The organism is Ohtaekwangia kribbensis (genome assembly GCF_042676245.1).
In the GTDB taxonomy this organism is placed as follows: Bacteria; Bacteroidota; Bacteroidia; order Cytophagales; family Cyclobacteriaceae; genus Ohtaekwangia; species Ohtaekwangia kribbensis.
The window spans coordinates 298585-316384 of record NZ_JBHTKA010000001.1 but is presented as its reverse complement, the minus strand read 5'-3'; the positions used below and the strand labels follow the sequence as shown (position 1 = coordinate 316384).

Annotated in this window: 19 protein-coding genes; 11 read left to right on the top strand and 8 right to left on the bottom strand. The window is 42.7% G+C overall.

Features of this window, described 5'->3' with window-relative positions:
• Positions 1-103 precede the first annotated feature (103 nt).
• Positions 104-304 (top strand): hypothetical protein, encoded by a 201-nt coding sequence (locus tag ACFQ21_RS01390; protein WP_377573749.1) that lies wholly within the window; start codon positions 104-106, stop codon positions 302-304.
• 1 nt (position 305) lies between these two features.
• Here ACFQ21_RS01390 and ACFQ21_RS01385 read toward each other — a convergent pair whose 3' ends face one another.
• The 5 genes from ACFQ21_RS01385 to ACFQ21_RS01365 form a co-directional block, all read right to left on the bottom strand.
• On the bottom strand, positions 306-803 hold the full coding sequence (locus tag ACFQ21_RS01385; protein ID WP_377573746.1) for a hypothetical protein: 498 nt from the start codon (positions 801-803) through the stop codon (positions 306-308).
• A 48-nt stretch (positions 804-851) separates the two neighbouring features.
• Complete coding sequence (locus ACFQ21_RS01380; RefSeq protein ID WP_377573743.1) at positions 852-1394, bottom strand: hypothetical protein; 543 nt, start codon at positions 1392-1394, stop codon at positions 852-854.
• A gap of 69 nt (positions 1395-1463) precedes the next feature.
• Positions 1464-1976: a YfiR family protein gene (locus tag ACFQ21_RS01375; RefSeq protein WP_377573740.1), complete on the bottom strand. Its 513-nt coding sequence runs from the start codon at positions 1974-1976 to the stop codon at positions 1464-1466.
• A gap of 157 nt (positions 1977-2133) precedes the next feature.
• On the bottom strand, positions 2134-2595 hold the full coding sequence (locus ACFQ21_RS01370) for a hypothetical protein (protein ID WP_377573737.1): 462 nt from the start codon (positions 2593-2595) through the stop codon (positions 2134-2136).
• An 11-nt stretch (positions 2596-2606) separates the two neighbouring features.
• Positions 2607-3035, bottom strand: coding sequence for a hypothetical protein (locus ACFQ21_RS01365; RefSeq protein WP_377573734.1), 429 nt, complete (start codon positions 3033-3035; stop codon positions 2607-2609).
• A gap of 238 nt (positions 3036-3273) precedes the next feature.
• On the opposite strand from ACFQ21_RS01365, the gene ACFQ21_RS01360 reads away from it, so the two are divergent.
• Entirely contained in the window at positions 3274-5679 is a 2406-nt protein-coding gene (locus ACFQ21_RS01360; RefSeq protein ID WP_377573731.1) for a TonB-dependent receptor domain-containing protein, read from the top strand.
• 112 nt (positions 5680-5791) lie between these two features.
• Here the strand turns inward: ACFQ21_RS01360 and ACFQ21_RS01355 are convergent, their stop codons facing one another.
• On the bottom strand, positions 5792-6484 hold the full coding sequence (locus tag ACFQ21_RS01355) for an NUDIX hydrolase (protein ID WP_377573729.1): 693 nt from the start codon (positions 6482-6484) through the stop codon (positions 5792-5794).
• A 198-nt stretch (positions 6485-6682) separates the two neighbouring features.
• On the opposite strand from ACFQ21_RS01355, the gene ACFQ21_RS01350 reads away from it, so the two are divergent.
• From ACFQ21_RS01350 to ACFQ21_RS01335, 4 genes are all read left to right on the top strand, one after another.
• Positions 6683-8176, top strand: coding sequence for a xylulokinase (locus tag ACFQ21_RS01350; protein WP_377573726.1), 1494 nt, complete (start codon positions 6683-6685; stop codon positions 8174-8176).
• A 17-nt stretch (positions 8177-8193) separates the two neighbouring features.
• On the top strand, positions 8194-8439 hold the full coding sequence (locus tag ACFQ21_RS01345; protein ID WP_377573723.1) for a hypothetical protein: 246 nt from the start codon (positions 8194-8196) through the stop codon (positions 8437-8439).
• Between the two features lie 299 nt (positions 8440-8738).
• Positions 8739-10067, top strand: coding sequence for a xylose isomerase (gene xylA / locus ACFQ21_RS01340; RefSeq protein ID WP_377573720.1), 1329 nt, complete (start codon positions 8739-8741; stop codon positions 10065-10067).
• A gap of 158 nt (positions 10068-10225) precedes the next feature.
• Entirely contained in the window at positions 10226-10609 is a 384-nt protein-coding gene (locus ACFQ21_RS01335) for a hypothetical protein (RefSeq protein WP_377573717.1), read from the top strand.
• A 24-nt stretch (positions 10610-10633) separates the two neighbouring features.
• Here ACFQ21_RS01335 and ACFQ21_RS01330 read toward each other — a convergent pair whose 3' ends face one another.
• Positions 10634-11929 carry a S41 family peptidase gene (locus tag ACFQ21_RS01330; RefSeq protein ID WP_377573715.1) on the bottom strand — a complete coding sequence of 432 codons (1296 nt, stop codon included), beginning with the start codon at positions 11927-11929 and terminating at the stop codon, positions 10634-10636.
• A 144-nt stretch (positions 11930-12073) separates the two neighbouring features.
• Between ACFQ21_RS01330 and ACFQ21_RS01325 the strand changes: the two genes are divergently transcribed.
• Positions 12074-12628 (top strand): hypothetical protein, encoded by a 555-nt coding sequence (locus ACFQ21_RS01325; RefSeq protein WP_377573712.1) that lies wholly within the window; start codon positions 12074-12076, stop codon positions 12626-12628.
• Positions 12629-12757: 129 nt separating this feature from the next.
• Here the strand turns inward: ACFQ21_RS01325 and ACFQ21_RS01320 are convergent, their stop codons facing one another.
• Positions 12758-13798 (bottom strand): Rieske 2Fe-2S domain-containing protein, encoded by a 1041-nt coding sequence (locus tag ACFQ21_RS01320; protein ID WP_377573710.1) that lies wholly within the window; start codon positions 13796-13798, stop codon positions 12758-12760.
• Between the two features lie 269 nt (positions 13799-14067).
• Here ACFQ21_RS01320 and ACFQ21_RS01315 point away from each other — a divergent pair, with 269 nt between their 5' ends.
• The 4 genes from ACFQ21_RS01315 to ACFQ21_RS01300 all read left to right on the top strand — a co-directional run bounded on the left by ACFQ21_RS01315 (position 14068) and on the right by ACFQ21_RS01300 (position 17765).
• Positions 14068-15222, top strand: a complete 1155-nt coding sequence (locus ACFQ21_RS01315) for a Gfo/Idh/MocA family protein (RefSeq protein WP_377573707.1) — start codon at positions 14068-14070, stop codon at positions 15220-15222.
• A gap of 180 nt (positions 15223-15402) precedes the next feature.
• Positions 15403-16455 (top strand): sugar phosphate isomerase/epimerase family protein, encoded by a 1053-nt coding sequence (locus tag ACFQ21_RS01310; protein ID WP_377573704.1) that lies wholly within the window; start codon positions 15403-15405, stop codon positions 16453-16455.
• Positions 16456-16493: 38 nt separating this feature from the next.
• On the top strand, positions 16494-16919 hold the full coding sequence (locus ACFQ21_RS01305) for a c-type cytochrome (RefSeq protein ID WP_377573701.1): 426 nt from the start codon (positions 16494-16496) through the stop codon (positions 16917-16919).
• Positions 16920-17057: 138 nt separating this feature from the next.
• Complete coding sequence (locus ACFQ21_RS01300) at positions 17058-17765, top strand: 3-keto-disaccharide hydrolase (RefSeq protein ID WP_377573698.1); 708 nt, start codon at positions 17058-17060, stop codon at positions 17763-17765.
• The last annotated feature ends 35 nt before the right edge of the window (positions 17766-17800 follow it).

Below are 17800 nucleotides of genomic sequence, written 5' to 3'. Positions count from 1 at the left end.
GACATATTGGGGTGTACCGGCTGCGAATCGGTAGAGGTGTAAGATGGGAGCAGCAGTCGGTACTATAATTTTTATAATTATTGGGATCGCTAATAACTATCGAATGCATAACGGATTGATATGGTCATGGCTGGCAGAAGCTATGCGAGCTTTGTATGCCGAAGTTATACCGGGCTATGCAACGTCTGTACAGTGTTGTGACAATGAGCCTGAGGCTGCATGCGTTTGTAGTGAGTGTATATACCTTCCGTTAATGATATTGCTGGAAGAGTATCTGGAAGGTGATGAGAATATCCAAATGTAAATCATCCTATAAATAACAACACTGCAAAATTGCTTGAAGGAATTGAATCCAAGCTTTGTTTTAGGGCGGCTATTCCTTCTAATTGAGCGGTTGCAATTTGAGGATCATCATTTTCAGAGAAGTCTTTGTTGAATTCAATCAGCTCGTTGGTAGAGAATTTCTCTGGTATGAGTGATGAAGCATATTTTAATGTATGTTCGTAAGTAAGGATGATAGGTGACTGTTGCCTTCTTTCGATAATTTGATCTGCTATTGCATTGTACTCTCCTTCGAAAAGATTGATATTTCTTTTTTCCTGAAGGAAGATCAGCAGGTCTGCCAAAATAAATCCGGACCAGTTAAAATCAATCAGTTTTTTAGTGTCGTGCAGTATAACAGCGTGAAAGTTGTCAATCGTCTTTTTCGTAAAGAATCCTTTTTGAATTTTTACCTCAGCGGCTTCTACTAGATTCTGGAGTTTTGCGGTAGAGATAAGTCTGAATTCAGCTAAAGCAGACATAAAGGTTGAGTATAAATCAGTGAATTGTAAATATGTAAAATATACAGCTTAGAAGCTATGAACATTGATTAGATATAACATTACAACAGCAATTGTAAAGAGGGTCAATACTCCTGCAATAGCCCTTCTTTTATTGAACCCAGTAACATAAAAGAATATAAAGCTTCCAATACCAATAATTAGTACAATGGGAATCCAGATAAACATTCCAAGTACTATTATGGTGTACCGTGCTTCGATAGAATCTGAGATATCAAGCCAGCGTGTGAAAAAGGGTTTTAGCTGTTGCTGTGCTATCGCCTGCCGCCAGGTTTCTTTGTCTTGAAATAACTGTGGCTGATTCGTTGTCTCATTAAAGATGAAGTAGTAATTCTTGCCGAAGCCTATGATATGATTTTTATAGAAATACCATTCTTTCAGATTTTTAATCGAGGACTCAAAACCTATTAAGACTGGAGTTTCAGAGTAGGGATCACAATCACAAATTACATGTCCACCGGGAGTCTTGAATTGAATTTCTCCCATGCCTACGCGGGCGTAAGCTTCGATGAAGTTAAGCAATAAAATGCCAATGACTATTATGGATTTCATCTTCAGTCATTCTTAACGAAAGATGTTGCGAAAAGATACCTGTTAAAGATTTATAAAGTTGTGTACAGACTATAAAACTTCTCGCGCCAACGTAACCACCTGCATAGCTGTTTTCAGGTTTCGCTTTTGGAGATCTTTCAGGTTGATATCGTATCGTATCCGGTTTTCGATGGTAGTGAAGCTGACACCGGCTCCTTCCAGGTGAAGCCGCTCCCGTTCGGTTACAATCATGATGGGTTTACCATCCGTTAGTTTCAAGACTTCAGAAAGCAGATTACTTTTTTCATCTGCCACATATACTATACATGCATCCGTAACGTCCGCCAGGTTATCGGTTTTGATCACGTGACCTTTGGCACCTGAAAATATTTTTCCGTCCATGCTTTTTTGTAATTCTTCGAATGCCTGCGTTTGTCCGAGCACGATGATTTTGAAATCACCTGTTAGCGCTGGCCACGAACTATACTTAGTAATGCTCTGAACATATAGAGCATAGGATCGGTGCGCACTTACCTGCGCATGCGAGGGACGGTGCATGGATACTATAAGCCATGCTGACACTATAACAATACGTAGAGACAAGGTTTTCAAATAAGGGATTCAATGATACCTCTTTGAATTTTGTCGCGAAATACCCCAATTGTTGTTGGTTCGGTCGTATACTTTATATTTAGGTATGGTATAGGGGCATTAATTCACTTGGAGTGCGAGGCATCTGCCTCTTACGTGAACATATTTTTTAGATATTTATTCTGATTCGCGTACTTAGCCTGTCCTTCAGATATTGCTGCAAGCCAGCGAGGTCGTCCTTCTTTTCGATCTCTTTCAAGGGGAATTTATCTTTTTTGCTTGATATAGTTCTAAATCGCAGTATCGTTCCGTTTCGGGTGGATGAGTACAGACAGTAACATCCCAACAGGAATGGTATCACTGGGATGATGATCTGCTCAATATAAATGACGTTGACTTCCTGGTTGCCGATTACATGCAACGCACGAAGTATATAGAAGATAGCAATACTAACGAGCACGATTCCGAACGTTAATATAGCGGCCCAATTATTTAGCTCTTTTCCTTTTTCGATTGTAACACTTTCAATGTCTGAGAACGGAATGGTTTCATAGTTGAACCGACTTCTCAATAAATGTATACCTTGATCGGAGAGTCCGAATTCTGTTGTTTCGTACGCGTATTCTTTCATTAAGGGTATAGCTATTTGTCTTTGGTTTTCTTCCAAGTAGTTATAGCACGGTTAAAGAATGTCCAGACTTCCGCGCTGTCACCATCAATATATACATGAAAATTTGTGCCATCGTGTTTCGTGATTTTTAAGAACGAGGCATACGTTAACGACTTCGTCAGGTCTTTGGTTTTGATGGAGTCAATCTCAGCGTAGAAAGCAGATTGTATAGAGTTCTTGGAAGAGTCCCTTTTGTCGATCCAATAGGAGGCGAGTCTTTTATCTGTAAAGAAGTTACCGCTGGTTTTTAGATCGGCTTGTGTATCGAAAAGTATAATTTTTTCTTCGTCAAGTAGACCCAGACTCTTTATGTAGTTTAGTTGTGAAGTTGATAGTTCGTCACCCTGCTTTGATTTATAACTACAGCTGATATACAACGATGACAGGATCACCATTGTCATTATACCTGTGTATCTCAGTTTTCGATTCCGGGGCGCAGTCATTTTGAATACCAACGATTACTTTATTATGAATCCAAAAATAATCAATTTGAGAAGACAAACGGCAGGCTAAGTCCGGAATTGTGAATGGATTGAATCAGCAGTTGTTCCGTTGTATTTTCTTCAATTCAGAATTTCTCCAAAATCCATTATCAGCTTGCGGTCGATTCAGTTGTAACCCAAATCCACAGTTTCGATCATGAAGTATTTTTTCGTTCTCCTATGTCTTGTCAATTCAATTCCTGTCTTTTCGCAAACGGGTCAGGTAACCGTTTCCGGAGTTATACAAGACAAGCATTCGCATACAAAAATCGCCTATGTAAATGTAGTTGTTAAATCGTTACCCGATAGTGTATTTGTGAGTGGGACTGTTACCAGCGATGAGGGTTTGTTTTCTCTTTCCGGTATAGCGCCCGGAGACTATATCCTGGATATGCTATATATGGGATACGCGCCTAAGCAAATGCCGATTCGGATTGGGAGACTGAACGCATTTCTTGATCTCGGCATTATAAACCTGGAGGAAAACTCCACGACACTGTCAGAAGTGGTTGTGGAAGGAGCGAGGGATGTTGTTGCTGAAACGATGGAACGAAAAGTTTTCAGAGTAGAAGATAACATTAATCAGAGTGGCGGGTCTTTGTTACAGGTGATGCAGAATTTACCCGGTGTTACGGTGAGTGATGAAGGCACAGTCCGGCTGCGCGGGAGTGATCGCGTCACTGTATTGATCGATGGAAAGCAAACTGCATTGACTGGCTTTGGAAATCAAACCAGCCTCGACAATATACCGGCTTCGGCTATTGAACGCATTGAGGTGATCAACAATCCATCGGCTAAATATGATGCAAACGGAAATGCCGGAATCATCAATATCATTTTCAAAAAAGAAGTAAAGGAAGGATTTAACGGAAAAGCCGGCCTTGCATTGGGAGTGGGGGCGTTGTGGGTAAAGCGTGAAAATTATCCGACCATCCGGCCGCAATATCAGAATACTCCGAAGGTAAATCCATCGATCTCGTTGAACTACAGGAAGAAGAAGAGTAACGTATTCTTACAGGTTGACAATCTATATACACACACGCTGAACAAGAACGAATTTGTAGACCGTTATTACGACAACGGTGATACGGTGCGGCAACAAACCAAAAGAAACCGGAATACAAATGTTATTACAGGTAAGGGAGGTTTCGATTGGTATATCAACGATAAAAACTCATTGACGGCTTCAGCTTTGTTTAGTCGCGAGAAAATAATGGATCGGGGAGATGAGCCTTTCTTCAACGGTGATCTGTCGGAGCGATTACGCCTGTGGCAATTTCTGGAAGACGAAGTAAAGACTACGGCAACATTTTCATTCGCGTGGCAGCATAAATACCTGCAGCCCGGGCGAGTCCTGAATATCGCGTATAATTATACCTTCCACCGGGAGGATGAAAAATATTTCTTTACGAACATCATGCCTACCTATACCGGTGAGGATTCCTTTAAGCTTTTGTCCGATGAGCACGTGAGTGATGTAACGGCCGACTATATACATCCGCTCCGGTATGGAAGATTTGAAAGTGGTTTGAAGTTCCGGTTCAGGGAGATTCCTACGGACATGAAATTCTATCCGGGAGTAAACTCTCCGCTTGATGTTAATGCCGGTGGATATGCCAATTACTCCGAAATAATTCCGGTGGTATATGGCAACTATATTTTTGAAAGTGAAAAGTTTGAGGCGGAAGCAGGACTGAGAGTGGAGTATGTTGATATCAACTACCGGGTAGATCCGAATCACAATACCTATAAGAGCGATGGTTACGATTATACGCAGCCTTTTCCGAATGTTCGTCTCGCGTATAAAATGGATGCTAACAATACCGTGTCGTTTTTCTTTACAAGACGCGTTGACAGACCCAACGAAGTTGATATACGCATCTTTCCCAAATATGATGATGCTGAAATCATCAAAGTAGGAAATCCCGCCTTGCGACCACAGTTTACCAGCTCACTGGAGATTGGTTACAAATCCAGTAACGACAACGGTTATCTATATACTGCTGTATATCATAAGCGCATGCAGGCTACCATAACACGTATAGCCGGCACACAACCGGGAAGTACCTTAATCTATAACATCTTTCAGAATGCAGGGGATAGTTATAGCACTGGTGTTGAAATTATATTCTCTGAAAATATAGCGAAGTGGGCCACGTTGAATCTTAACCTGAACGGCTATCAGAATATAATAGAAGCATTTAGTGTGGTTAATAAATATCCTTCTGAAAATACATTCAGTGCCGATCGGCAAAGCATGCTTTCAGGAAGTATAAAGCTTAACGGCTTATTCCATTTACCAGGAAAGACCGATGTACAATTATCAACCGTATACCTGGCCCCCGATGTCGTTCCACAAGGAAAAACGTATTCACGATTTTCAGTTGATATAGGCGCCCGTAAAAATATACAGAACGGCAAAGGCGAGCTCTTTGTAAACGCCACCGATATAGCCAACACACTCCGAATCAAGAAACAGGTTAACGGTGACGGATTTCACTACATCAGCAGCGATTACTACGAAACGCAGGTAATACGAGCCGGATATAATTTCAAATTTTAAGTATAGCAGGATAATCGATAGCTATCCGTTAATCGTTACTCATGATTAGTACACATGATCCGTTAATTGTAATCAGTAACGCCTTAACGGATAACGATTCACGATTCCCGCACTAAAGCTCAAACGTAAACCCCTTCTCCGTAAGTTTATCATAGATCTTCTTATCGAACCGATAGAGACTTGCAGCGCGGTGCGATACGTCTTTTTGTTTCTCCTGGCAGGGCACCAGCAGATTCATCTTCATCAGCTTGCGTCTGAAGTTCGGTTTGTCGAGTTTCTTGCCGAGTATAGCTTCATATAGTTCCTGCAGTTGCAGCAGTGTGAATTTCTTCGGGAGTAAATTAAAACCGATAGGCTCGTGTCTCACTTTGTGCTTGAGGTGAGAGAGTCCTGCTTCCAGTATATCGTTGTGATCGTAGGGCAGGGTAGGTATATCTCCGATCTTGAACCACTTTGCATCAGATGCTGTAAAGCCCGGATCAAGTGTATAGTTCTCAGGTTTAACCAACGCATAATACACAATGGTGATAACACGTTTGGAAGGATAACGATCTACATCACCGAACGAGCGGAGTTGTTCCAGGTATATTTTGGAAACACCGGTAAGGTCTTGTAGCAGGCGGCCGGCAGCATCATCAGCACTTTCGTTATATTTTATCCATCCACCGGGTAAAGCCCATTTGCCTTTGCTGATCCCTTCTCCGTGCTGTACCAGCAGAATGTCGAGCTCGCTCTTTTTAAAACCGAAAATGAGACAGTCGATCGAGAGCGCATCGATGATTGCATCCGGAAAGTCTTTTGCCATAGGTCGTATCTGGCGGGAAGATAGAAAATAAATTTAGCAACCTTGTAGTCAAATGTACTATAAGTTATATCTTTATGCGATTTTCAACCGATTGTATATTCGAGATATGGAGTATTGGACAAATTGCAGCTTCTCAGAAAATGCGCAAGGTTCTGTATATTCTGTACGCTGTTTTACATCATTCACTTTACAAAGCCTATGAAATACCTGCTGGGTTACGACCTTGGAAGTTCATCAATAAAAGCTACGCTCGTAGATGCTGCTACCGGACAAACGGTCGCGTCTGCACAATCACCGTCTGAAGAAATGCCGATGCTGGCGGTGCAAGCCGGCTGGGCGGAGCAAGACCCGGAAATGTGGTGGGAGCATGCCGTTAAAGCCTTGCAGACTTGTTTGAAGAAATCAAATATCAACGGAGCTGATGTTGCCGCGATTGGTATTTCATACCAGATGCACGGTTTGGTTTGTGTTGATAAAGATCAGAAGGCATTACGTCCTTCAATCATCTGGTGCGATAGCCGTGCCGTTGAGATTGGCAAGAAAGCATTTCAGCAACTCGGTGGTGATTATGCTTTGCAACATTTACTTAACTCACCTGGAAATTTTACAGCGTCCAAACTCAAGTGGGTAAAAGATAACGAGCCTCAGATCTTTGAACGCATTCACAAAATAATGCTTCCAGGCGATTACCTCGCGATGCGTTTAACCGGTGATATCGTTACGACTGCATCCGGTTTATCAGAAGGTATGTTCTGGGATTACGAAGCTGAAGCACCCTCAAAAAAATTACTCGAGCTATACGGTATACCTGCCGACCTGCTCGCGACACAGGCACCGACTTTTTCGGTACAGGGAAAAGTAAAGAAAGATATAGCAACACAGTTGGGATTGAAGGAAGGTATACCCGTGAGCTATCGTGCGGGTGATCAGCCGAACAATGCATTCTCATTAAATGTATTGAATCCCGGAGAGACAGCGGCAACCGCGGGTACATCCGGTGTGATATATAGTGTTACCAACCAGAATGCGTTTGACAAGAAGTCGCGTGTTAATACATTCATTCACGTAAACGATAAACGTCCGGCCAAGAGCAACGGTGTATTGTTGTGCATCAACGGTACGGGTATACTCAACAGTTGGCTTCGTAAAAATCTCAAGAGCAACGGAGAGCCGTACGCGTACGATGCGATCAACAACATAGCTTCGCAGGCTCCTATAGGTGCTGAAGGATTAACGGTTCTTCCGTTCGGTAATGGTGCCGAGCGTGTGCTGGAAGACAAGAATATAAACAGTTCATTCTTCGGGTTGAACTTCAATCGTCACTCGCAGTCGCATGTATTTCGTGCAGCACAGGAAGGAATTGTGTTCGCGTTGAAATATGGATTTGATGTATTGCAGGGAATGGGACTAAAGAACAACGTGATTCGTGCCGGCAATGCCAATATGTTTTTAAGCCCGTTATTCCGCGAAGCGTTTGTCAATACAATCGGTGCTCGTCTCGAGTTATATGATACTGATGGATCGAAAGGCGCGGCACTCGGTGCAGGCGTTGGTGCCGGTATATATGGTTCATTCGAAGAAGCGTTCAAGGGATTGAGCATCATCAAATCAGAAGAACCGGATCCATCAAAGGCTGCTGCGTACAGAGAAGCTTACAGCGGATGGTTGAAATTGTTGGAGGGGCAACTTTAAAATTCATAACTTTCAATATGAATTTGAGGCCAGAAATAGAATTGATCAAGCAACAGTTGGATGAAGTGGAAGACGAAAAACTGTTGCAAATTATTCGAGAGCTACTTGCATACCGAAAAGCAAAGTCAAAGACATTGAAGCCGTTTACAAAGGAGGAGTATTTTCAACGTAACGATGAATCCATGAAGGCCATTGAACAAAGGAATCTCATTGCGCAAGAAGATGCAGTGAAATACTTCAAAGGAAAAAGAAGAAGTGATTAAGATTTCTTGGACACCGTTTGCATTACGAAGTCTGGATGAAATTCATGAGTATGTTCTGAACGAATAGAAATCAGAAAAGTATTGCAGACAAACTCATTGACCGAATTTTTAACAGGACCTCGCAACTTAGTGATTTTCCTGAATCTGGTCAGATGGAGATTAACTTGAAGGGAACGCAATCAGAGTCGATATCTGGTTGAAGGGTTTTATAAAATAGTATATATATACAAAGTTGAATGGTCAGAAGTAATTATAACAGATATATTTCATACAAGTCAGGATCCAATTAAATTAAACAAATGAAACTAACACTCGGAGACAAAGAATACTTCAAAGGCATTGGCCAGGTGAAGTATGAAGGTAAAGAATCAGACAACCCACTGGCATTCAAATTTTATGATGCCAAGAAGAAAGTAGGCAAGAAAACAATGGAAGAGCACTTCCGTTTTGCTATAGCTTACTGGCATACATTCTGTGGAACAGGCGGTGATCCGTTCGGACCTGGAACAAAGCAATTCGCATGGAATGAAGGTGACGATGCTATGCAGCGTGCTTATAACAAAATGGATGCAGCGTTTGAATTCATTACCAAAATTGGTGCTCCGTTCTATTGCTTTCACGACTTCGATTTAGTGGAAGAAGGTGATACATTGAAGGAATCTGAAGATCGTATTCAGAAAATTACTGACTACGCCAAGAAGAAACAAAAAGCTTCTGGTGTAAAATTGCTGTGGGGAACTGCGAACCTGTTCTCAAACCCACGCTATATGAACGGTGCTGCTACAAACCCTGACTTCAACGTAGTTTGCTACGCTGCTACGCAGGTGAAGAATGCACTGGACGCAACGATTGAGCTGGGTGGTTCTAACTATGTATTCTGGGGCGGTCGCGAAGGCTATATGTCACTGTTGAATACAGACATGAAACGTGAGATTGAAAACCTCGCGCGCTTCCTGCATGCTGCTAAAGATTACGCACGTGCACAAGGCTTCAAAGGTACATTCCTCATTGAGCCGAAGCCGATGGAACCTTCCAAACATCAGTATGATTTCGATTCTGCTACGTGTATAGCATTCCTTCGCGAGTTTGGTTTGATGGATGATTTCAAACTGAACATTGAAGTGAACCACGCTACATTAGCACAACATACATTTGATCACGAACTGCAGGTAGCTGCTAACGCAGGTGTACTCGGTAGTATCGATGCAAACCGCGGTGACTACCAGAACGGTTGGGATACCGATCAGTTCCCGAACAACCTGTATGAACTGACAGAAGCTATGCTGGTAATTTTACAAGCTGGTGGTTTCAAGAATGGTGGTGTAAACTTCGATGCTAAGACCAGAAGAAATTCAACTGACCTCATAGATATATTCTACGCGCACATCGGTGGTATGGATGCTTTTGCCCGTGCATTGTTAACAGCACAAGCTATATTGGATGATGGCACCTATAACAAACTACGCAAAGAGCGCTATGCATCATTCGAGTCAGGTAAAGGAAAACAATTCACGCAAGGTAAAGTAGGTCTTGAAGAACTGGTTACACTCGCTCGTAAAAATGGTGAGCCTGCACAAATCAGTGGCAAGCAAGAGTACTATGAGAACCTGCTGAGCAAGTTTATCTAGTAAATTACTGATTGAAATTTTTTCTCCCGCAGAGGATACAGATTTTCGCAGATGTAAATACATTTTTATTCTGCGATTTGTCTGCGAAAAATCTGCGGGAGATTTTTTTGTAATTCAACGGAAAGATTTTAGTATCTTGGTTTTATAACGGACATGCTATGAGGACTTTGATAGTATTCGTATTGGCATTTGTTTCGATCGAGACCACTGCTCAAATCAATCCGTCACGGGCTGGTAATTCGCTGCCGGGATTTTTTCGAGTAAAGAAAACTTCCGAGCCGTTCGACTTTCGTTCCACCCGACATACTCCTGTACTTAGTTCTGCAGACTCGTATGCACCCGGCCGCTATTGGCAAACGTCAACCTATACTACTTATTCAGAGAACGGACGAATCCGCACCACACACATCTTTGACGCCACCGGACAACTTCGTGAATCAAGACCATCCGTAAGTCTGCGCAAGACCGGAGTGTTGTCGTTACTGCGTGTACAGTTTTCTTTTCAGCGACAGCCTACGCTTTTTACCTATACCATTCGTTAGCTGTTATCGGTTAATCGTTATCCTTTAATGGAGATTTTTCTTTGAGATTTCTTTGTGCAATGGATTTTCATTAGCGTGGAGCATGATCTGCTCAATCCAGTCAGCGTTTTCGTTAAGGTTAATATCAGGATTTATACCGGAGTCTTCGTATAGCAGATGCTCGGCTTTACCTTTCATATCTGTTATATAAATGGAGAATCGTTTACTCGGTAAAATTTCTCTTCGGCCATAATTACTTCCATACGTCAGCATTCCCTTTGTTGGTTGTCCCGCAGTAACGGTGTTCGGTAATTTCTTCAATTGTAATGTAAGGATCTCTGCCCGACTTAACGTCTCGTTATTCATTACTATATATAAGTGTCCTGTCCTGGTATATTTCTTTAACAGGTTGAAATATTTTTTGCTTTCCTTTTCTGCTCCGCCTTCGTTGTTTCGAAGATCCAGAATGAGGTATGGAGCTGTTAATGAATCTTTAATAGTTGTATAGAAAGCAGCGGATTGTTGGGATGTAGTATTATCAGCCTGGAAAGATCTGATGCGTAAATACTGCACACGATCATTGATATTCTTGAATTGAAATTTAGCAGCATCATGCGGCAGATTTACATAGTGGTAGGATTGAATCTCTTTGGAATAAATGCTTTGCGAGTACGAACCGTAGAAGTATGAATTTACCAGCGATTTATACCTGAATTTTTCATTGGGCTGAAACATAAAACTTTTCGTCAGCGGATGTGCATAGATAGCTTTATAGAAATTCGGTCCCTGTTTGTAGAGGTGAACCGCTATATGTCCTTTTTTCCAAAGCGGTGTCTCAGAATTTAGCACTACACCGATGTATTCTTTATCCGTGGTTTTGAAAAGTCCTATTGAATAAAAATTTTCATAATGATAAATACCTTCGATAGAGTCTGCAGGCTTTTGAGCGAGCGCAGTCTTTAGCGAGTCGATGTTAATGTTGAGTCTGGGATAGTTCGCGAATTCTTTCGTCTTGATAAACTTCTCAATATCTTCCTTGCTTCTGAAATTATAATTCGGGACTTGGAAGAATGACAAGTGGTTATCGCGCAACGCAAAGAAGAGCTGCGATAGGTTGTAGAAGTATTTATAGTCATCCACGTTACGTACCGTGTCGGATACAAGTCGGTTGTATAAAGCGTTGTAAGAAGTAAGTTTATTGCCTTTGATCTGTGCTTGGTAGGATGGCGTGTTTTGCAATATAGCCCGCAACGAAGCAAGGTCTTCCAGGTATGATGCGTTGGACTGAGCGTTTAGCGTTATTGCACAAAGAAACACCGTGAGCGTTAAAAGTAATCTCATGAGCGAAGTGAGTTGGGTTTCTTCCGAATGTAACAAAAAATCGGCCAGTGCATTTCACCGGGAAGTAAAGTCAAAAGACTTCGTTTCCTGCCGATGGTGTTTTGCATGTCATGGAGTTACAGTACCTTTGGATAAACTCATCGTATGAAACACCTGTTTTGCTTCTTGATTATCCTTGTCCCATTTTTTACGCAGGCACAAGGCAACACCGCGTATGGTAATTTTAAACTTGTAGACCAGGAGATCATTTATCAGAAGATCTTTGTGCAGGACTCTGTTACTGTGAAAAAAGTAGCCGAGTTCTATAAAACGCTACCCTATATTTCAAACCTGCAATCCGGTGCCGATGAAGTAACATTTGATCTGAACGATCTGGTTGTTGACTATAAGAAATTTCAATTCACACAGGTTGCAACACCTTCTATTATTCAAACCGGAAAATATAGCGGTAAAGTTGTAATAGGAGTGAAGGATGGTAAATATCGTATCACCGTACACACCATCATGTTAACCGGTAACATTGGTTACAAGAACATCACGGAAAAAGATAAACTCACCAGCTACGCGGCCAAAAACAACGGCACAATTCTCAACCCCGAATGGTGCAAACCCAACACCTTAGGACTCCTCGACAAGGCCTTCACCGACAAACTTCAATACATCCCACAAGAAAAGAAGATCGCCAAAGACGACTGGTAGAATTAGCTGCGTGCCTTGAGCTACGAGCCGCGAGGAAGCTGCATTCACTTCCTGAGGGAGCAACGTATTGCATTAACAAAATCGAATATATACCGAAAACGTCTGGAAGCTGGCAGCCAGCAGTTATTTCTACGTTATCCAATGCAGCGTCTTCTCCTTCACCGGGTTTTCAAACGGAGTGTTGTTCTGCTGCGACAGATCCCATTGGCGTTTTAGTTCGTGGTACCAGCGGGCCTGGGCATCGGGTTCGCCCAGTAGCATGAGCGTTGGTTTTGTTTCAAGTCCCTTCTGCAACTTACGAAATATACCCAGATCCTGGTGGATGAACTGTTTGCCGAGGTGACGCAGGGGCCACCATATATACTTTATGAAATCGAATGATGCGTAAAATATATGGTTGAGTTCAGTCTCATTTTCATTGATAGGTGTGAGGCATGTAATGGAAACAATCTCATGTTTACCAACGCGTATATGTTCAAAGCGATTTCCCGGAAGTTGAAAGTTTATCTCCGTAGACGTTTCTCCTTTTAAAATAGAATACCCTTTCGAGTTTGATGATGGTTTATGACGCGCCATCTTAAAGCCGAGATCAACCGGAACAAAATGTTTTTCTTTCAGCTTGAGTTTCTTGGCCGAACGCCAGTACCATGATTGATGTACAAACGTTACGTGTGCCGGGTCGATCAATCCGATCACCGACTGATCTATATCCGCAGGCATTGTTACCTTCTCAACAAACCTGAATTTCTTGTCAGCAGGAAGCAGTAAGTCGGGTACACGTTCTTCAGCACCCTTCAGTTGAGTTTTGTTGAAAGGTATATATATCCAGATGGTACCGTTGATATCTTTACAGGGATATCGGAACACTTTGATCTTCGAGCAATCAAATTTTTCATCCGCTAACGCAGGAATTTTGGTGCAGACACCTTCGTTGTTAAACTTCCAGCCGTGATAGCAGCATTGAATTTCCTTGCCATCGTACCAGCCTTCCGATAAAGGAACACCGCGGTGCGGACAATTATCTTTCAGAGCAAAAGGGTTGTTGTTTTCATCGCGGCCAAAAACAATTCGCTCGCCCAAAATCTCTTTCGCTACAAGCTTGCCAGGTTTCAGGAATGAACCGTGCATTGCGAAATACCAGAGGTTGCGTAAAAAGAGAGACTCAGTCATTTAGGGGTTTGGGTAATCAACAAAAATAACGATTTCGATCGTAAGCGTACAGAAATAAGCAAACGTCAGAAAATTAAAAAATTGTAACCGCCAACTTATAACGCAATCGTTTCCGGTAATTTTATTTGTTTACTTTTCGCACTGATAATATTTTATTGCAGTAAATATCAAACGAATGAAATGTCCATCTGCTTATCAAGTGCTTAATTCCTGGCAGTCATGATGGTTTCTTCATAAATCCTTAAAACTTAACCAATTACAAAACACACATGAAAAGAAAATTGCGCATGGGTATGGTTGGAGGTGGTTTAACCTCTTTTATTGGACCTGTACACCGGAAAGCGGCCGGCATTGATGGAGAAATTGAATTAGTATGCGGGGCCTTCAGTGTAATTCCTGGCGAGTCTAAAGCAACGGGCGAAGCGTTGTATCTCAATCCGAACCGCGTTTATGAAACGTATCAGGAGATGTTTGAGAAAGAATCAAAACTCCCTGCCAGCGAGCGCATGGATTTTGTTTCGGTAGTGACGCCAAACCACGTGCACTTCGGCCCTTCAAAGATGGCGCTCGAAAGTGGTTTCCATGTGATTGTTGAAAAGCCTATCGCTTTCTCACTTGATGAAGCAAAGACCTTGAAGAAGGTTGTTGAAAAATCAGGTTTGATATTGGGACTTACGCATACCTATACCGGCTATCCGCTGGTAAAAGAAGCCCGCAATATGGTTGCAGCCGGTAAACTTGGTGCGATCAGAAAAGTATATGTTGAATATCCGCAGGGATGGTTGTCAACGTTGCTGGAAAAATCTGGTAACGCACAGGCGTCCTGGAGAACTGATCCAAAGCAATCCGGTATGGGCGGTGCTATTGGTGATATCGGTACACACGCTGCGAACCTGGCAGAGTATATTACCGGACTGAAGATTACGGAAGTATGTGCTATGCTTAACACCGTAGTAAAAGGTCGCCACCTCGATGATGACAGTTCTATGTTGCTCCGTTTTGAAAATGGTGCATCCGGTATATTAATGGCAACACAGGTTGCTGCCGGTGAAGAGAACAACCTGAACATTCGTATATACGGAGAGAAGGGTGGTATTGAGTGGAGACAGATGGAACCGAATACACTTGTAGTAAAATGGCTGGGTAAACCAATGGAGATTGTGCGTGCAGGACAAGGCTATTTGTCTGACGATGCAAAAGCATTTACCCGTACACCGGCAGGTCACCCGGAAGGATATCTGGAAGCATTTGCTAATATATACCGCGCGTTCACCAAAGCAGTACGCGAATACAAACCCGGCAAGAAAATCAACTATGCTAAATATGATTTCCCGGATGTTGAAGACGGCGTACGCGGCATGAACTTCGTGCAAACCGTAGTAAAATCTGCGAACTCCACGAAGAAGTGGACACCGTTGAAATAGCTGTGAGCTACTAGCCACCAGCTGCTAGAAGTAGCTATTAGCTGCTAGACGTTAGTGGCTAAAGCTATAAATATCTTAGTAGTACGAACGCTGCTAACTGATCAAACAGCTAGCAGCTCGTAGCTTGAAGCCAGCAGCAAAAAAACGCGAAGCGTAATTTTAAAAAAGCATTGAAAGGAAATGAAAACAATAAAAGGTCCTGCGATTTTTCTGGCGCAGTTCATGGGCGATGAGCCGCCCTTTGATAATCTGAAGACTATATGTAAGTGGGCTGCTTCACTGGGATATGTAGGTGTACAGATTCCTACATGGGATACACGTTGCATTGATCTCAAGAAGGCTGCCGAGAGTAAAGATTACTGTGATGAGTGGAAAGGTATAATTGAATCGTGTGGTTTGCAGGTAACAGAATTGTCTACGCACTTGCAAGGGCAACTGGTAGCCGTACACAGCGCATACGATGAACTCTTTGATGGCTTTGCTCCGAAAGAGCTCCGTGGTAATCCGAAAGAGCGCACCGAGTGGGCAATCGAGCAATTGAAATATGCAGCGAAGGCAAGTCAGAATTTAGGACTGACAGCACACGCTACATTTTCAGGAGCATTGATGTGGCATACGGTATATCCGTGGCCACAGCGTCCTGCGGGATTGGTGGAAGATGGTTTTGCTGCACTGGCGAAACGTTGGTTGCCGATCCTCAATGCATTTGATAAAGCCGGTGTAGATGTTTGTTACGAGATACACCCAGGTGAAGACCTGCACGATGGTATAACGTTCGAGCGTTTCTGGGAAGCGACTGGTAAACACGAGCGTTGCAATCTGCTCTACGATCCAAGTCACTTTGTATTGCAGCAACTCGATTACCTTCAATATATAGACTTCTACCACGACTTCATCAAGATGTTCCATGTGAAGGATGCCGAGTTCAATCCAACCGGAAAGAGCGGAGTATACGGAGGTTACCAGGATTGGATCGATCGTCCGGGAAGATTCCGTTCACTGGGCGATGGACAAGTAGATTTTAAATCCATCTTCAGTAAACTGACTCAATATGGTTACGAAGGCTGGGCGGTGCTCGAGTGGGAATGCTGCATGAAGCATCCGGAGCAAGGTGCTGCCGAAGGTGCTCCGTTTATCAAGAGCCATATCATTCGCGCAACGGATAAAACGTTTGATGATTTTGCATCAACCGGTAAAGATCAGAAGCTCAACAAGAGAATTTTAGGAATATAGAACCCAATACAAATCAACAAAACCACAGAACACAGAACATGAAAAAATTATTTGTACTCATTGCCTTGGTTGGAATGGCCGGCTTTTCGCTGACATCATGCGGATCGAAGAAAGAAGAGAAGAAAGAAGAGGCAGATGCTTACAGTGACTATGAAACTGCAGAACCGAAAGCTGCATCAGCAGACGACCAGATCGCTCAAGGTCAGGCTCTCGTAGATGCGAGCGATTGTAAAACATGTCACCACCCGACTAACAAGATCGTTGGTCCTTCTCATACAGATGTAGCGAAGAAGTACGAATTCACAAAGGCAAACGTAACCATGCTGGCCGGTAAGATTATCAATGGCGGAAGCGGTAACTGGGGCGAGATCCCGATGTCACCACACGCAGATATATCACAAGCCGATGCAGAGAAAATGGCGATGTATGTGCTTTCGCTCGATGGTGAAAAACCAAAAGACTAATGCAAGCTGCGGGTGAGGTATATATACTTCGCCTGCCGTTTCATAATAACTACACCCAATCAATTAACCCAAACCGGAAATGTCCATCTTCTTAACGTTGCATGGGCATTTCTTTTCATCCACCTAAACCCAAAAAAGATGAAACGTTTCTGGACGCTCGTAACTGTACTCATGATGGTATCGTCTTTCAACAGCTTTTCTCAGAACAAGTTAACACCTGCTGAAGAAAAAGCAGGATGGAAGCTTCTGTTTGATGGTACTACAACAAAAGGCTGGCATGTTTTCAACAACAAATCCGATGGTGCAGCCTGGAAAATATCAAACGGTGAATTATACCTCGATAGCTCTGAAAAAGAGGGAAGAGGCGATATCATTACCGACAGTGAATATGAAAATTATGAACTTACACTGGAGTGGAAAGTAAGCGAGTGTGCCAACAGCGGTATACTTTTTAACGTAGTGGAAGATGCTCAATATAATGCCGTATACCTGACGGGACCAGAGATGCAGGTACTGGACAACTCCTGCCACCCCGATGCAAAAATACACAAGCACCGCGCGGGCGATCTGTATGATCTGATCCCTTGCGCAAAAGAAACTGTTAAGCCTGCAGGTGAGTGGAACGTTGCAAAAATTGTTTCCAAGAACAGCCACTACGAATTCTGGTTGAACGGAACAAAGGTAGTGAGCTTTACCATGCACGATGCTGCATGGGACGAAATGGTAAAGAACAGCAAGTTCAAGACCATGCCTGATTTCGGCAAAGCTAAAAAAGGACATATAGCCTTGCAGGATCACGGTGATAAAGTTTCCTTCAGAAATATCAAGATCCGCGTATTGAAATAACAACAACAGTGCCTGAGGATATACATCTTCAGGCA

Coding starts and splice junctions, on each gene's coding strand:
- ACFQ21_RS01390 (WP_377573749.1), top strand. CDS start 104: ATGCATAACGGATTGATATGGTCATGGCTGGCAGAAGCTATGCGAGCT.
- ACFQ21_RS01385 (WP_377573746.1), bottom strand. CDS start 803: ATGTCTGCTTTAGCTGAATTCAGACTTATCTCTACCGCAAAACTCCAG.
- ACFQ21_RS01380 (WP_377573743.1), bottom strand. CDS start 1,394: ATGAAATCCATAATAGTCATTGGCATTTTATTGCTTAACTTCATCGAA.
- ACFQ21_RS01370 (WP_377573737.1), bottom strand. CDS start 2,595: ATGAAAGAATACGCGTACGAAACAACAGAATTCGGACTCTCCGATCAA.
- ACFQ21_RS01365 (WP_377573734.1), bottom strand. CDS start 3,035: ATGACAATGGTGATCCTGTCATCGTTGTATATCAGCTGTAGTTATAAA.
- ACFQ21_RS01360 (WP_377573731.1), top strand. CDS start 3,274: ATGAAGTATTTTTTCGTTCTCCTATGTCTTGTCAATTCAATTCCTGTC.
- ACFQ21_RS01355 (WP_377573729.1), bottom strand. CDS start 6,484: ATGGCAAAAGACTTTCCGGATGCAATCATCGATGCGCTCTCGATCGAC.
- ACFQ21_RS01350 (WP_377573726.1), top strand. CDS start 6,683: ATGAAATACCTGCTGGGTTACGACCTTGGAAGTTCATCAATAAAAGCT.
- ACFQ21_RS01345 (WP_377573723.1), top strand. CDS start 8,194: ATGAATTTGAGGCCAGAAATAGAATTGATCAAGCAACAGTTGGATGAA.
- xylA (WP_377573720.1), top strand. CDS start 8,739: ATGAAACTAACACTCGGAGACAAAGAATACTTCAAAGGCATTGGCCAG.
- ACFQ21_RS01335 (WP_377573717.1), top strand. CDS start 10,226: ATGAGGACTTTGATAGTATTCGTATTGGCATTTGTTTCGATCGAGACC.
- ACFQ21_RS01330 (WP_377573715.1), bottom strand. CDS start 11,929: ATGAGATTACTTTTAACGCTCACGGTGTTTCTTTGTGCAATAACGCTA.
- ACFQ21_RS01325 (WP_377573712.1), top strand. CDS start 12,074: ATGAAACACCTGTTTTGCTTCTTGATTATCCTTGTCCCATTTTTTACG.
- ACFQ21_RS01320 (WP_377573710.1), bottom strand. CDS start 13,798: ATGACTGAGTCTCTCTTTTTACGCAACCTCTGGTATTTCGCAATGCAC.
- ACFQ21_RS01315 (WP_377573707.1), top strand. CDS start 14,068: ATGAAAAGAAAATTGCGCATGGGTATGGTTGGAGGTGGTTTAACCTCT.
- ACFQ21_RS01310 (WP_377573704.1), top strand. CDS start 15,403: ATGAAAACAATAAAAGGTCCTGCGATTTTTCTGGCGCAGTTCATGGGC.
- ACFQ21_RS01305 (WP_377573701.1), top strand. CDS start 16,494: ATGAAAAAATTATTTGTACTCATTGCCTTGGTTGGAATGGCCGGCTTT.
- ACFQ21_RS01300 (WP_377573698.1), top strand. CDS start 17,058: ATGAAACGTTTCTGGACGCTCGTAACTGTACTCATGATGGTATCGTCT.